At 40.8% G+C, this 12845-nt stretch carries 18 protein-coding genes; 3 read left to right on the forward strand and 15 right to left on the reverse strand.

The annotated features are described in order from the left end of the window. Positions 1-139 precede the first annotated feature (139 nt). Together GPK90_RS10845 and GPK90_RS10850 are read left to right on the forward strand one after the other, a co-directional pair. Positions 140-916: a hypothetical protein gene (locus tag GPK90_RS10845; RefSeq protein WP_215702959.1), complete on the forward strand. Its 777-nt coding sequence runs from the start codon at positions 140-142 to the stop codon at positions 914-916. A 239-nt stretch (positions 917-1155) separates the two neighbouring features. Further along, positions 1156-1692, forward strand: coding sequence for a hypothetical protein (locus tag GPK90_RS10850; protein WP_215702960.1), 537 nt, complete (start codon positions 1156-1158; stop codon positions 1690-1692). On the opposite strand, the gene GPK90_RS10855 is transcribed toward GPK90_RS10850, so the two are convergent. From GPK90_RS10855 to GPK90_RS10920, 14 genes are all read right to left on the reverse strand, one after another. After that, a complete protein-coding gene (locus tag GPK90_RS10855) occupies positions 1689-2267 on the reverse strand; it encodes an SOS response-associated peptidase (RefSeq protein ID WP_215702961.1) in 579 nt (192 codons plus the stop codon). The genes GPK90_RS10850 and GPK90_RS10855 overlap by 4 nt on opposite strands. Before the next feature lie 9 nt (positions 2268-2276). Next, positions 2277-2591 carry a hypothetical protein gene (locus tag GPK90_RS10860; RefSeq protein WP_215702962.1) on the reverse strand — a complete coding sequence of 105 codons (315 nt, stop codon included), beginning with the start codon at positions 2589-2591 and terminating at the stop codon, positions 2277-2279. Between the two features lie 18 nt (positions 2592-2609). After that, entirely contained in the window at positions 2610-3872 is a 1263-nt protein-coding gene (locus GPK90_RS10865; RefSeq protein WP_215702963.1) for a Y-family DNA polymerase, read from the reverse strand. A 468-nt stretch (positions 3873-4340) separates the two neighbouring features. After that, the gene (locus GPK90_RS10870; protein ID WP_215702979.1) at positions 4341-4529 is read right to left on the reverse strand and encodes a hypothetical protein; all 189 of its coding nucleotides are present in this window, start codon (positions 4527-4529) and stop codon (positions 4341-4343) included. 39 nt (positions 4530-4568) lie between these two features. Beyond that, entirely contained in the window at positions 4569-4766 is a 198-nt protein-coding gene (locus GPK90_RS10875) for a hypothetical protein (protein ID WP_215702964.1), read from the reverse strand. A 129-nt stretch (positions 4767-4895) separates the two neighbouring features. Continuing rightward, positions 4896-5582, reverse strand: coding sequence for a hypothetical protein (locus tag GPK90_RS10880; protein ID WP_215702965.1), 687 nt, complete (start codon positions 5580-5582; stop codon positions 4896-4898). Between the two features lie 40 nt (positions 5583-5622). Further along, positions 5623-7020 carry a hypothetical protein gene (locus GPK90_RS10885; RefSeq protein WP_215702966.1) on the reverse strand — a complete coding sequence of 466 codons (1398 nt, stop codon included), beginning with the start codon at positions 7018-7020 and terminating at the stop codon, positions 5623-5625. 41 nt (positions 7021-7061) lie between these two features. Beyond that, positions 7062-8126, reverse strand: a complete 1065-nt coding sequence (locus GPK90_RS10890; protein ID WP_215702967.1) for a hypothetical protein — start codon at positions 8124-8126, stop codon at positions 7062-7064. 12 nt (positions 8127-8138) lie between these two features. Further along, on the reverse strand, positions 8139-8687 hold the full coding sequence (locus tag GPK90_RS10895) for a hypothetical protein (protein ID WP_215702968.1): 549 nt from the start codon (positions 8685-8687) through the stop codon (positions 8139-8141). Between the two features lie 17 nt (positions 8688-8704). Continuing rightward, positions 8705-9397, reverse strand: a complete 693-nt coding sequence (locus GPK90_RS10900; RefSeq protein ID WP_215702969.1) for a metallophosphoesterase family protein — start codon at positions 9395-9397, stop codon at positions 8705-8707. Positions 9398-9425: 28 nt separating this feature from the next. Then, a complete protein-coding gene (locus GPK90_RS10905) occupies positions 9426-9638 on the reverse strand; it encodes a hypothetical protein (protein WP_215702970.1) in 213 nt (70 codons plus the stop codon). Between the two features lie 77 nt (positions 9639-9715). Next, positions 9716-10282, reverse strand: coding sequence for a hypothetical protein (locus GPK90_RS10910; protein ID WP_215702971.1), 567 nt, complete (start codon positions 10280-10282; stop codon positions 9716-9718). 34 nt (positions 10283-10316) lie between these two features. Next, complete coding sequence (locus GPK90_RS10915; RefSeq protein ID WP_215702972.1) at positions 10317-10721, reverse strand: hypothetical protein; 405 nt, start codon at positions 10719-10721, stop codon at positions 10317-10319. Between the two features lie 603 nt (positions 10722-11324). Then, entirely contained in the window at positions 11325-11807 is a 483-nt protein-coding gene (locus GPK90_RS10920) for a hypothetical protein (protein ID WP_215702973.1), read from the reverse strand. Positions 11808-12007: 200 nt separating this feature from the next. On the opposite strand from GPK90_RS10920, the gene GPK90_RS10925 reads away from it, so the two are divergent. Then, positions 12008-12334 (forward strand): helix-turn-helix domain-containing protein, encoded by a 327-nt coding sequence (locus GPK90_RS10925; protein WP_215702974.1) that lies wholly within the window; start codon positions 12008-12010, stop codon positions 12332-12334. A gap of 44 nt (positions 12335-12378) precedes the next feature. On the opposite strand, the gene GPK90_RS19780 is transcribed toward GPK90_RS10925, so the two are convergent. Beyond that, a complete protein-coding gene (locus tag GPK90_RS19780; RefSeq protein WP_252197422.1) occupies positions 12379-12603 on the reverse strand; it encodes a transposase domain-containing protein in 225 nt (74 codons plus the stop codon). Between the last annotated feature and the right edge of the window lie 242 nt (positions 12604-12845).

The following is a 12845-nucleotide window of genomic DNA, read 5'->3' on the forward strand; positions in this document are numbered from 1 at the left end:
TATTCGGGAAATAATATTTGATAATACACTAAATATAGTGTATAATGAAAGTAGATAAAAATAGAATTCTCTCGATTGACGGTTATGAAACCAGAAGGATGCATTCGTTGCATCATGTCAATTGAGGAGGGTTCATATTATGAGAAAAATTTTTAAATCTGTTTTAGCCATCACACTGTCTACAATCTTTGCATTTCCTGCGCAGGCCGCAACCATGGAGAGCATTGCGAACGCCGATTCCAGATTCCACTATGATGGTACTACTCTTACAGCTACCATAAAATCTGCAGAGACTTTTTCCTATGAGGAAATGGCGGATTCTTTTTTTAACGCAACACGTACCTGCTCCGGATACGAAATACCGGAATACTACGCAGAATACCGCACTAATACGGTTATTTTCGATCAGAACAAGGCAAATATGATCATTGAGCGCACTACCTGGACAGATGAATGGGTAAAGGCAAACGTGCCGAATACTGCAACATATGTCATGACCAGAGAGCAGGCAAAAACGGAAGTCTTTACTTACATCAGCACCAATTATGAGTACAGCCTGGATATTCTCGGTGATTTGGATAAAGAGCGTGACGCATCGGATGCGTATTCCCTAATTGCAAATAATACCGGCGTCTGTATCGCGTTTTCCTGTGCATTCCGTGCCATGTTAGAGTCGGTACCGTTCAATCCGTCTACGGGGCTTGTAGACTGGAATTGCGTCGAGCCGGACCATATCCGGGTATCGATCGTTGAAAACGGTAAGCATATGTGGAACGCGATTCAGAACGCTCAGGGTACCTGGGGCTTTTATGATACCGCATGCGCAAGCAAATACCGTGAATCCATGATGGCATTCTTCGATCTCCTGGGCGGCCAGGTTTATGACTGTTATGGTGAAAAAATCTGGCATTACTAATTTGTCCTGAAGTTTGTTATTCATCCTCTCCCAGACTTCCAACCAATTTGGTGGAAGGTTGGTTTTATGGATCCTGTTCGATAAGCAGGGGCCATTTTTTCTGGCTAATTATCCCATTCGTCATTTTTTGACAAGTGCCCCCACATTTCCTGTCCTGATTCCGCTTTCTGTGGTACAATTATATTTATGCAAAGGCGAACTCTGTTTTCGCCATACAATGGGGAAGGGAAAACTATAGAATGAGAAAAGAAGTAAATTACATTGAGGAATACCGTGAACTGTGGAGCGCTATGAAATCAACCGATACAACCCCTATGCCGGAAATCGGTGAATGGCGGGATGAGATGAAGCTCTGCTTGGATTACAGCGATCTGGAATCATCGCAGTATAAGCTGGTAAAAAATACAGATAAATGGCACAAAGTCGTTGATATTATCTTTCCATGGCTTTCGATGATCGCAGAAACACAGGGCGCGCATGTCATTATGGATATTGACGATAAGACATTTTACGGCAGCATTAAAATCATGTCAGAGGCTCTTGTTATGATCAATATGAGCGATTCCAGGGATAAAGATATTTTCGCGGCCATGACACAACTTGCCGACGATGTGTTTATCAGTTCCGAAAACGGTTTGGCGATCCTCACATGCACCTTTTCTCTTTATGACCGCGTGAAAATTTCCGATAAAACAGATGAATTGGACCAGATTAAAAATAATATTGCTCTGCTTCGAAGCAAACAAGGAAAGAACCGTATATTCGATCTGGATTAAAACAACGAAAGCTGCTCATATTCCTGCCTTCGGTCAAGCATCGGCGGTACTTTATAGAGCAGCTCTTCTGCTTTCTGCCAGTCTCCGATCCATGGTCTGATTTCATCCGTCGTCAGTACCAGAGGCATCCGGTCATGCACCGGGGATACAGACGTATTTGGTGCCGTGGTTAGAATCGTAAACTGATTGCCCTTATCGGATGGCTGCCAGATACCGGCCATATAAAGGATGCACGAATCTGGCATAGTGAATGATACCTGTTCCTTACTTTTCGTCCACTCATAAAATCCGGCTGCCGGGATCACGCAGCGGCAGTTCCGGATACTGTTTCGGAAAGATACCTTTGTTGTGGCTGTTTCCACACGGGCGTTGATAAGCAGACCGTCCTGATATGGTGATGCGAAGCCCCAGCGCATCTGTTCTGCGTAGATTTCCTTTCCTCCAGACAGAACCAATGCAAAATCCGTCGGGCGCACATCGCCTAACCGTATATTCAACTTTGCCTCATCAATCCCATGGCAAATCTTCCGGATTTCATTCCATATCCCGTCATCTACATAATATCTTCCACACATAGGCTCCTCCTACACCAGCATGACCCACTTGCATGCCTCCAGGTAAAAAATCAACTTAAACTGCCGGGTCAATCCACCGACAACTGCTTCACATCCGTATTCCCGGCTCGGGATACCGGAAAAGTTCTTGTTTTCCGTGTACTTTATCAGAATATCCCTGACCGTCTGAATATCCCCATTATCATCCTCAAATTTAAAGTACTGAGGCATGGCCTTACCGGTTGCTGTAAACCATGTCGAGCATGCAATGTGATACATATTACCCTTTGGCACACCACTATCCGTTTCAACTCCGTATTTGGTCGCATCTGCAAATCCTGCCATGCGCATCAACTCCTTACATTATAATACGCGCTCTTTGGTGTAATCAACCGTACGTTTTTCGCGGCTGATTCCTCCTCCCATATGATCAATTTCCGCTTTGCCTGGAGAACTTATGAAGCAGGCGCGCTTGATACTGTCCATACCGTATCTCTTACGAATGGAATCCACAGCGCATTCCAGTTTCCGCGCTTTTTCATAGTCCACCTTGTCAAACATCTGGATCTGCCTGAAATCATCCCTGATGACGCGTCCTGTATGGATACCCAGATGCCGCAATGGTATTCCATCCCACACTTCATCAAAACACCGGCAGACGGCCGCATAAATCTCTATGGTAAGATCTGTTGGCACAGATAATGTGATCTGATGTCCGTAAAAGCGTAAATCCCAGTCCCTGAGACTGATAGAAACCATGCTAATTTTCACTCCATCTGCGCGAAGCCTTGCGGAAACCGTTTCCGATAAAGACAGAAGATATTTTTTCGCCAGCTCCGGATCCTGTACGTCCTGTGGTGTCGTAAGGGAATTTCCATACCCTTTCGCTGCCGGGGGAATATCGATTACCGGAGAATCGTCCAATCCATTTGCATACTGCCATATGAGTTGCCCGTGCGATTTCATATGCCCCCTGAGAAGTGCCGGATCCATTGCCGCCAGTTCACCGATTGTACGGATTCCAAGATTAGACAGTTTCTTAAGCGAAGAGTGACCAACATAAAACAGATCTCCTACCGGAAGCGGCCACATTTTCTTTGGAATCTCATGCCGCCACAAGGTATGGACACGATCCGGTTTTGCGAAATCGGACGCCATCTTCGCAAGCAGCTTGTTCTCGGAAATTCCAATGTTAACCGTAAAGCCAAGTTCATTGCGAATACGTTTTCTCATCTCATGCGCTTTTTCTTCCGGATCGGAACAGCATCCAGTCATATCCAAAAAAGCTTCGTCAATACTGTACTGCTCAATCCTGTCGGTATAATCTCCAAGCATGCGTATAAGTGCTTTGGATGAGCGATTATAAAGGTCGTAATTGGGTGGTACAAGAACAAGTTCAGGACATTTCTGTTTGGCCGATACGACAGTTTCTCCCGTTTGGATGTGGTATTTCTTTGCAGGAATCGACTTTGCCAGGATAATGCCGTGACGCTTCTCCTGGTCACCGCCGACTGCGCTTACGATTTCCCTTAAGTCCTGTTTCCCTCCCAAATGATGCAGACGGTAACACGCTTCCCATGATAGGAAGGCTGAGTTGACGTCCACATGAAAAATTACCCGCTTCATATGCCGCTCCTTAAATCGAACATTTGTTCTTTTATTATATTGTATCGAGTCATACTTTGCTTGTCAATAGTAGTTTCTGGAAGAAAGAAGCGATTGACTGTATGGTAAATTTTCAAACTCAGTATAATAAATCCGATGGAAAATGAAACAAATTCTTATTGCCGGGCATAAAAAGAGTCTCCCCGGAATATCCGGAGAGATCTGGGATGAATAACGTTATTTTGCTTCTGAGTTGTCCCGTTAGTCCAGGGTAATATCAATTTGCATTAGAAGATTAGTACGCCTTCTTTTCGATTAACTCTCTTTGTCTGCGCTGCAAGAAGAAATCGCCTACCATTGCGAAAAAGTCCTGCTCGTCCTTACTCTTTGCATGCAGCATCAACTGCAAAGTATCATCTGGAGTCAGTCCTTTCATTTCCTGATATATTTCATAATATCTATTTATATCACGCAAGTTCACCACTCCCATCATTCTTTATTACGGATAAAATGCGCTTTTTCCTCATCCGAAAGATCAATCACATGTTTTCCCCACGCTTTGGCATAGGTTATGATACCCCTAAGGTCCATGTCCTGTTTCATATCGCTCAGTCTAATCGGCCCCGGTGTAGATTCTAAAGATTTTTCGTATCTTTTTTTCATTTCTTCCGTCATCATAATTCTTTCTCCTGTCATCGAATGAAAATCAGTTCCTGTTTACCGGCCGAAGTACTCCTTTAACAATCTTTTTCCTTCTTCATATTTGCCGGTGCTTTGAATCTTCTTCGCAGGTTCTGTTTTTTTCATAATTTTAATGAGACGGTCGCAGCTCTTTTCATCAAGATAGAAACGTTCTGTGATAAAGGAATCGCATCGCCTCTCATCTGTATCTGGATAAAAGTAATTTTCCGTCATGGTATCTCCTTTCCACTTTTGTTCAAGTTGAACAGAAGTATTGCATCAAGTCATTCTTCCGTAGATGCGTCCAACTTGCTCTAATCCATGCTGTGGAGCATCGCAATGTTTTCAATAGATAACACTGCTCTACTCATCCTCTGATTTTCCTTCCTTTTTTTGATCTGGTTCGCCAAAAATTTTCTTTAAGACCGCAGGTTCTCCTGTTTTTCTATATTCTAATTCAACCTCCCGAATATCTTCTTCCGTTAATTCCATCGGCTTATGTATCATATAGGAAAGTCCATAAATATCTGCTTTTGTCACCCACGGAACAATTTCTGCAATCTTTGATAGATAATAACCTTTTCTGATCATATTACTGCACACTTCCGTAGACATCAATAACCCTTTCTGTTTTGCGATCAGGTCTAAAAAATGTTTTTTGGTTTCCCAAGTTTCTACTTCCCGACCATATTTTATTGCTTTTAAAATACGAAGCATTGGCTGATCTGTCTTTCTGATATCTTCGATCCACTCTTTTCGCTTCTTTTCAAATTGATCCTCAAAAAGGCCCTGATAAGTCCCAGCTTTAATATCTTCCAGCGTATGCCCGTATTCTTTATTTACTTTATCACCCAATATCGATAAGTAAGAACAACGATCTTCCACAGGTGTAAATAGGATTCGCATTAAAAAATCCAATGAAGGATCTGCGGTTACCTCAGCCCCCTCAAATACTCCAATATCAGCATTCTTCCCTGAAAGCAGCCCTTCCAGTACATCGTATAATTCAAACATCTCATGTGTATCTGGGTAAAAATAATTTTCTGCCATTATGTCCCCTTTCCACTTTCAGCCATGTTGGTTGGAAGTCCTAAAATTCAAAATATTTTTTTCTAAGCGGTATATTAGCTAAAACAGCAAGAAAACGTTTTGTTAATGTGACAACAGGAATACTAATTGCCACATTCTTTAGAGGATTCTCCTCTTTTTCCATATCAGTTAGATAAGAAAGCATCTCGACTGCCGCTTTATATGGTAATCTGTCAGTATGATCCAAAAACTCATCAAACATAGTATCGAATGCATATACATGTCCATAAGATTTGTGGATACGTTCTAAAACCTCCATCAGCGAAAGGTCTGTGTGACTTTTCAAATCAGTTTCCTGTAAAGCTTTGAGGATTTCATTATGAATTGCTGCCAGTTTTTTAAGAATTTTATCCATTTCAGAAGAAATAATCACTTCTTCTGAAGTTTCATGCCACCAGTACAGCCGGTCATCGTCCGTTGTATGCAAATAATCTGCTGTACAAATATCGTGGACACCGCATACCCACCAGTCATGAATTTGATTAAGAATATCACGAGGATAATTTTTCATCTGCTCATCATGGTAAACCTCATCCTTTAGCTCGTCCCACATTGTCCAGAAATCCTTTCCCTGTATTTCGGCTGTTAGATATAAAAAGACTCGTGCCGGCATATAAAGGGATAATTCTGCAATCTTTTCCAATGTATCGTCAACATTTTGGGTTCGTTCTTTCCTTGCCAGTTTGAGAAATGCCGATAGATTTTCTAAAGCTTGCTGCTTTCTATCCTGAAAGGTATTGTAATACTGCACCAGAGCTTTTCGGCATTCCCAAACGTCATATTCATAGGTATCTTCCGATATTATCATTTTCTGATTTGTCTCATTCTCTCCACGCTCTATGTAAAGAAGATCTTCCTCTTCCGGGATCATACAAGCAAAGCGATATCCATCCGGCATCATACGATAACGGTAATTGCATTCTCGCATTTCTTGAAAATACTCTGCTAACATCCATACATGTGTTCTGGCTTCTTTTGTATAATGTGTGCCTAGAATATGATTAATCCAACCAAGTATATTTTCATTCCACCATTCATCATCCGTAATTGCAATACCTACCGGATTATTCAGAAACACTTCGTACAGCATATAAGCGGCGTCGATAACTGCTTCAAAGGCTCTATCTCCCACTTTTCCTGTATAAAGGGCACCTGTTTTTACATCATACGTGGCTGTTTCCCCGAAAGAATCATCGAAATAATTTAGGCAAAAACGCACCGTTTCTTCATTCATGAAATTAACTGGACAAATCAATGTTATATCATGTCCCATTACCTTTCTGTTATAACGCCAAATTATTCCGCCATAATTCAAAATCTTCTCCATGTACCTATTAAATGTTGGAAATCGTTCTGGCGGTATATTCATCGCTCCAGTATAAGCTGCATATGATCCCATAATCTTTCCTTTCCAACTTCCAGCCAACATGGTTGGAAGTTTTACTCTCTAAGATATTTTTGATACAGTGCTTTTTTACAATCCAGCGGCATTCTATTTATTTCAAATAAATGATTTGATTCATAATATGTATTATCTGTACCACAGTCTTCGCCAATTTTATTGATATATGACTGAACCTGCTCTACAGGTAGATGAAGCATTTCAGCAATGTACTCATCTCCAAACCCATGGCAGTTCGCCACATAAACCATCTGTTTTTCCGGATTTTCAATCCATTCCCTGGTTTTCTCAATAGACAGACCCGCCAGATATGTAATCTCAGGTTCTGTTTTCTTTTCTTCCATGGCAATTTGTATCCACAAACGAATCCCCAAAATGGCCTCAAAAAGATAAGCGCTGTCCAGATCTGCATTGATTTTCTTGCGTATGTTACATTCTTCAACCAAGACATCCGCTTCTTCCCGCGAAATGCCGATAGTATTAACAATCTCATTTGCATAACTCATATGTTTTGCCAGAACCACCCGACGTACGGTCTGAATGATTGCATCTCTCTTTACCTGCTCCGTATAAACATGGATGTCATCCGTTTCGGCATCAAAAGGATTTTCCGCCTCTTCCAGAAGATCGGAGCACATTCCCATTCCTTTTTCTTTTGCAAGAATTTGTTTCAGCTTATCCCATTGCGTATTCACATTCCAAGTGGACATGCATGGAAAGATTCTTTCTCCGTCCGTCCAGTAACGGTCATCTGTCTCAACCAGCTGATAAAGCTTCTGTTTTCGATGGTTTTTCAAATTTTCTTCAAGTTCTTCACTCAGACTTTTTTTATATGTTAACGGAAGTTCGCCCCATTTTAAAACAACTCCCAGCATGGTCGCCATACAGGAACTCATAAAACAATCTTTTAAAAATAAACTTGTGCCGCAATACTCGGACTCTTTAAATAACTCCTCAGCATTTTCCCTGGCATCGCATAAAGATGTCCAAAGAGCTACAGCATTCTCGTCTGTCACTTTTATTAACTCCCGTGCGGGCAAATTTTCATAGGCAATGGTTTCTTCCACATTCTGTTCTGTTTTATTTTTAACAATATCATCCATAATTTTCCATCCTCAATCGGAAATATGCTTTTGATATGCCTTTTCCGCTTCCTCATCTGTAACACTTACAGGCTTAAAAACCGGCTGATAGGTTTGCAGTTCCTGACAATACGGTATCAGTTCCTGAACCTTTTCTATTGTCATAGAAAGCGCATCCATAATTTCATAAATATTGAGATGATGAAAAAGCAGTTCCGTGATTGCAGCTTTGTCCGGGTTCTTTTTCCATTGTTCTGCTTTTACAGAATCCATCCTCGTCAAAAAGCTTTCCAATTTTTTAGTATCTACATCCTCATTTTTTGCCATATTCCACACTACTTCAACTTGCCCCATGACATAACCTTTAGGGTAATTCCGCTTATAGTTGTGTTTCCATGCACATTTATCAAATACCGTTTCTGCTAAGTAAAGCGGCAGACCTGTAATATGCATGATATCCTGGACCGATTTCCCAGTTGGATAAGTCATAAGAATTCTGTCCGCAATGGCAACCGCCTGTTCCTGCAATTTTTCTTCTACATACGCCTCTACTTGTGCCTCTAACGAACTCGTATCAAACATTTTATTCCCTTCCCCTTTCAAAATAACCGCACATCATGGAATAAAAATTCCATCTTATCAATCCGCTTATTAATATGCCAGTGTCCGCAATACCACTTTCGATACTCCAGCCGTTCTTCAATCTGATCCAGCCACTCTTCCGTTGTTGTATCCACCGTCTTCTGGTCGAGATTAGGGCGCATGGCTTCCACCGGTCTGTATTTATACGGGCAGGTATGAGAAAAGACGACATCTACTTTCCAACCTACTCTATCAAGCTGGTCTTCTGCAAATTTCTTAATTTCATCGGATGGCTGCTCAGTCGGAAACCACCGATAACCATAAGCAAGCCTGTAAGATTTGTCTACGGAATACGCACCGCCTAGCACAATTACCGTTTTGCCACCCAGTTCATAAATTTCTCCGTCTTTTGCAAAAATCAGATTAGGAAATTCCGGCTGCCACCAGACCTTTCCGCCATGCCAATCTATCAGTTCATAGCATCCAGCGTCTTCCGGACGCATCTCATGATTTCCATGGATACAAAAAATCTCAGGACCAAGCGCATTTGCCAGTTTTTTTCTTTCGCAATCTCTCCAATCGCCAAAGTAGTTTAGTGCCACATCCCCAAGTATGACTACGATATCTTTTTTCTTCGGTCGCATTGCATGGCACCACTGCTGCAACTCGGAAAAATCGCCGTGTACATCACCCGTTATATAAACACTCATAGCGTATCACCTTTCCTAATTAAATGTATTAACCTTGTTCCTTATCCACAGGCGTTCTAAATTGTAATACTTCCTCGCAGCTTAAATCGATTATTCTTTTATTTCTCGATCGTGCGTATCTTGATAGTGCTAATAAACTGATTTCACAATCTGGAGCGTCATTATAAGGATCCGGAGATTGATAATATGATGCAGGTAATTCTATCCCATCCAGAAATTTAGGTTTTTGAAATTCATGCATAGAAGTATTCCTCCATTTTGTCGCCAAAAATGTGGACTTTGAGAGCAATTTCAATACTCTGGTATCTGCGTTATTCCTTACACATTCCTTCCTTTTAGCATTTGCATCATTTTCTGGTACTTTTCTTCCAGTTCCTGGCCCGCAAGTTCTTTTGGCTGGAATACCGGCTCGTACGTTTTTAAATCATCAGCCTCTGGCATTAGCTGATAAAATTCATCCTCTGTCAGACGCAACGATTTCATGATGTCTCGTTCATCAACTTGATGGTAAACCAGCTCCCGTACCGCACTTCGTTTCGGCTCCCGTCTCCACTCCACTGCACACTCCTGAGAAACATGGAATTCTGCAGAGGCCAGCTCGTTGGAAGAGTTCTCGGTTTTGAGATATTCGCAAAAATATTTTACATCCTCTAACAGGGATTCCGCTGAATAGGCCTGCTGAATCAGCAATTTCCGACGGCATTTATCAGCAATTTCTTCAATCTTCTCCCTGGATAAACCGGTATAAAACTCTATATCTGCGCAATCTGGTTTATAAAAAGAATTGATATGCCGCAGAATGATTCTCTCTGTGATTTGTTCCAGTTGTTCTTGGAGTTTTTCATTGATATAAGCCTGATTTTCAGGCGATTTTGCGTCCTTCATGTTCCATCCCCCTTCCTATCACTAAAATCGGTGCTTATTCCTGTTCCGGAAAACCAAAGATAAGCGTAAATTCCACTTCATCTGAGTCTGTCTTTTTGCTTACGGAGATATGGTCTGCAGAGGACAACGCCATACGCATCCATTTATTGTTCGATGTGATATCCATTCCGCACCGGCTGGTAAAGGTAGCTGTAATGTCTCCGAAACTGTCCTGTGAGACGGTTAATTTTGATCCCATTTCAGATGCGAAGCGCTTTAAGACCGGCAAAAAGGCAGCTTCAAACCAGGTTTCAAAATCAGCGGCTTTCATGCTTTCTTTTTCTTCTCTTACTTTTCGGATCGCCTTCATGGCAGCCTCAGCCTCATCGGCGGAAAGATAATCGGATATTTCGGACAATTCCATAGCGTCATCGGTATTCGTAAAATCAAATTGTAACATGTTCGTTCTCCTTCTCTTGTAACATTTTCTGATATGTTGCGTCTATTTCCTCATTGGATGGGCCACGAAAATGAAGCATCCGTCTGCGGTACTAGCCACTTGCCTGATACTCTGATCGTACTTTCAGTTTAAACTACAATTTTTGCTTTGTAAATGTGACCCAATAACGGTAGTTTTTTTCGTATTTTGCCTCAAAAGTCCACGTTTTTGGCGACAAAACAACTTTTTGCTCTGAAAGTCCACATTTTTGGCGACAAAAACGCCCTTTTTTTTGAGCAATAATTGAAACAGTGGATTAAAAAAATAAAATTCGGCATATTTACCAAGGTCTTATTTCCTAATTCACTCTGAAGGTCCGCGTTTTTAGAAACAAAATAATATTTTTGTCTCAAAAGTCCACATTTTTGGCGACAAAATCGGATACATTTTGCGTATGACTATGTTTTACAAAAATCTCTTTGTATTTAACTATTTTCTTTGAATAAAATAAGCCCAGTACTACATTTGATAAATTGTATAATTCTAGAATCAGTTTCGTCTAAAAGAAAATAAAATGCGGATAACGACGATTAAATCGCATATCCGCATTTCAATTTACTTTGTTTATTCTATAGTTGTTGGGTAACGCTTTTCAAGCATCCGTATCGAGGTTTCTCTACAAAATTTCGCATGGAAGCTACGAAAGTTAAAGCCTCTCGGAAGCGGTTTTAGCTTAAAAGTTCCGCGTTTCGCATCATGGTAGTGATCTTCAATGATAGAAAGCGTTTCGTCTATAAGAAATAGAAACTCGTGCTCGGGGATGCAGGGCTTTTCCAACGGATCCGTTTGAAATGTGTAAGTTTTTTCACGCGTTTTGAACGTCAGAAGTCCATCTTCCTCCATCAACTCCCCTGTATCTGGAAAAATATAACGACCGTTTGGATTTTTTGAAACGAAAAAAAGCTCATAATCTTTTCGATTGGCATGTTCCAATACCACAATCAGCCCAGACTGTCCGGAAAAGTACCGATGTTCAGCCGTAATCGATTTATCATTTGTTTTATAAATTGTTTTTACTGTCCCGGTATATCCTCGATAATAATGCATTTTCCCTTCCTCTTTTTTTGTAGATGTTCAACAAAAATCCCTAATTTTACTGACTTTGCTGACTTTGCTGAACCGTTAATAAGTGACTTCTTCTTTTTACTATTATAACACTGTTTAGTTTTAAATGCAACACTTATAGTGCTGATAGTGACACATAGTGATGTTTCTTTGATTATACTAAAAGTGTTGGAGGTGACAAAATGTCCAATGATTTTAATTATAAATTAGAAGAGCTTCATAATCTTCCTTGTAGAATTTCAGAACTACGAATATCGAAAGGTTTGTCAAAAAAACAATTAGCAACTGCTCTTGGTGTTAGTGCGTCTACCATTAGCAGTTATGAGTGCGGGACAAGGCTTCCAAGTCTAGATATGCTCGTAAAATTATGTTACTATTTTAAAGTATCTTCCGATTACATTTTAGGTATTGAAAAACCTAAAAATTATTCAACTTGTAATACAGATGGGTTAACCCTAAATCAAATGAAAGCTATAGAAGCAATTATAATAGCTTTCAAATCAGAATAACCGTAAAGGTCAAATCCTTCGCCTCACGCCAAATACAGCGCCGCTCATTTGCGGCGCTTACTATAACACTCAGCTGGAAGATCTTTTGACCATGGCATTAGACGCTCTAATCCTTTTTCATCGACACTTCCATCGATACGGATGTCAAGCAGTTCGGTCAATAGATGCTTTACGTAGTAGTAAACATTCAGACCATTTGCTCGGGCTGTTTCGGTAATGCTGTAGATCCTTGCCCTTGCCTGTGCACCACGTACCGTGTTCAGCACCATCCAGTTCTTCTTGTTATTGTTAATAATATTCTTTTTTAACCCACCATCTCCAAACAAGAGAACCGTTATTTTAATGTAATGGTTTTCTTTTCATACGCACTCTCCGCGTGTGGGCGCGAGCCTATTCCTTGAAAGAAACAAAAACATTAAAGACATCAAAGACATTAAAAACAGGGCATCTGTACTGATTATCGATGATTTTTTGCGGATAACACTTTTTGATCACATCTGGGCTGATTATC

Origin of the sequence: Clostridium sp. MCC344 (assembly GCF_018785365.1) — a bacterium.
In the GTDB taxonomy this organism is placed as follows: Bacteria; Bacillota; Clostridia; order Lachnospirales; family Lachnospiraceae; genus Pilosibacter.

Bases quoted from the DNA above. Each gene is read 5' to 3' on its own strand.
- GPK90_RS10860 (WP_215702962.1), bottom strand. From the start codon at position 2,591: ATGGCAGGATTTGCAGATGCGACCAAATACGGAGTTGAAACGGATAGT.
- GPK90_RS10885 (WP_215702966.1), bottom strand. From the start codon at position 7,020: ATGGGATCATATGCAGCTTATACTGGAGCGATGAATATACCGCCAGAA.
- GPK90_RS19780 (WP_252197422.1), bottom strand. From the start codon at position 12,603: ATGGTGCTGAACACGGTACGTGGTGCACAGGCAAGGGCAAGGATCTAC.
- GPK90_RS10850 (WP_215702960.1), top strand. From the start codon at position 1,156: ATGAGAAAAGAAGTAAATTACATTGAGGAATACCGTGAACTGTGGAGC.
- GPK90_RS10905 (WP_215702970.1), bottom strand. From the start codon at position 9,638: ATGCATGAATTTCAAAAACCTAAATTTCTGGATGGGATAGAATTACCT.
- GPK90_RS10925 (WP_215702974.1), top strand. From the start codon at position 12,008: ATGTCCAATGATTTTAATTATAAATTAGAAGAGCTTCATAATCTTCCT.
- GPK90_RS10880 (WP_215702965.1), bottom strand. From the start codon at position 5,582: ATGGCAGAAAATTATTTTTACCCAGATACACATGAGATGTTTGAATTA.
- GPK90_RS10845 (WP_215702959.1), top strand. From the start codon at position 140: ATGAGAAAAATTTTTAAATCTGTTTTAGCCATCACACTGTCTACAATC.
- GPK90_RS10870 (WP_215702979.1), bottom strand. From the start codon at position 4,529: ATGATGACGGAAGAAATGAAAAAAAGATACGAAAAATCTTTAGAATCT.
- GPK90_RS10900 (WP_215702969.1), bottom strand. From the start codon at position 9,397: ATGAGTGTTTATATAACGGGTGATGTACACGGCGATTTTTCCGAGTTG.
- GPK90_RS10920 (WP_215702973.1), bottom strand. From the start codon at position 11,807: ATGCATTATTATCGAGGATATACCGGGACAGTAAAAACAATTTATAAA.
- GPK90_RS10855 (WP_215702961.1), bottom strand. From the start codon at position 2,267: ATGTGTGGAAGATATTATGTAGATGACGGGATATGGAATGAAATCCGG.
- GPK90_RS10890 (WP_215702967.1), bottom strand. From the start codon at position 8,126: ATGGATGATATTGTTAAAAATAAAACAGAACAGAATGTGGAAGAAACC.
- GPK90_RS10910 (WP_215702971.1), bottom strand. From the start codon at position 10,282: ATGAAGGACGCAAAATCGCCTGAAAATCAGGCTTATATCAATGAAAAA.
- GPK90_RS10865 (WP_215702963.1), bottom strand. From the start codon at position 3,872: ATGAAGCGGGTAATTTTTCATGTGGACGTCAACTCAGCCTTCCTATCA.
- GPK90_RS10875 (WP_215702964.1), bottom strand. From the start codon at position 4,766: ATGACGGAAAATTACTTTTATCCAGATACAGATGAGAGGCGATGCGAT.
- GPK90_RS10895 (WP_215702968.1), bottom strand. From the start codon at position 8,687: ATGTTTGATACGAGTTCGTTAGAGGCACAAGTAGAGGCGTATGTAGAA.
- GPK90_RS10915 (WP_215702972.1), bottom strand. From the start codon at position 10,721: ATGTTACAATTTGATTTTACGAATACCGATGACGCTATGGAATTGTCC.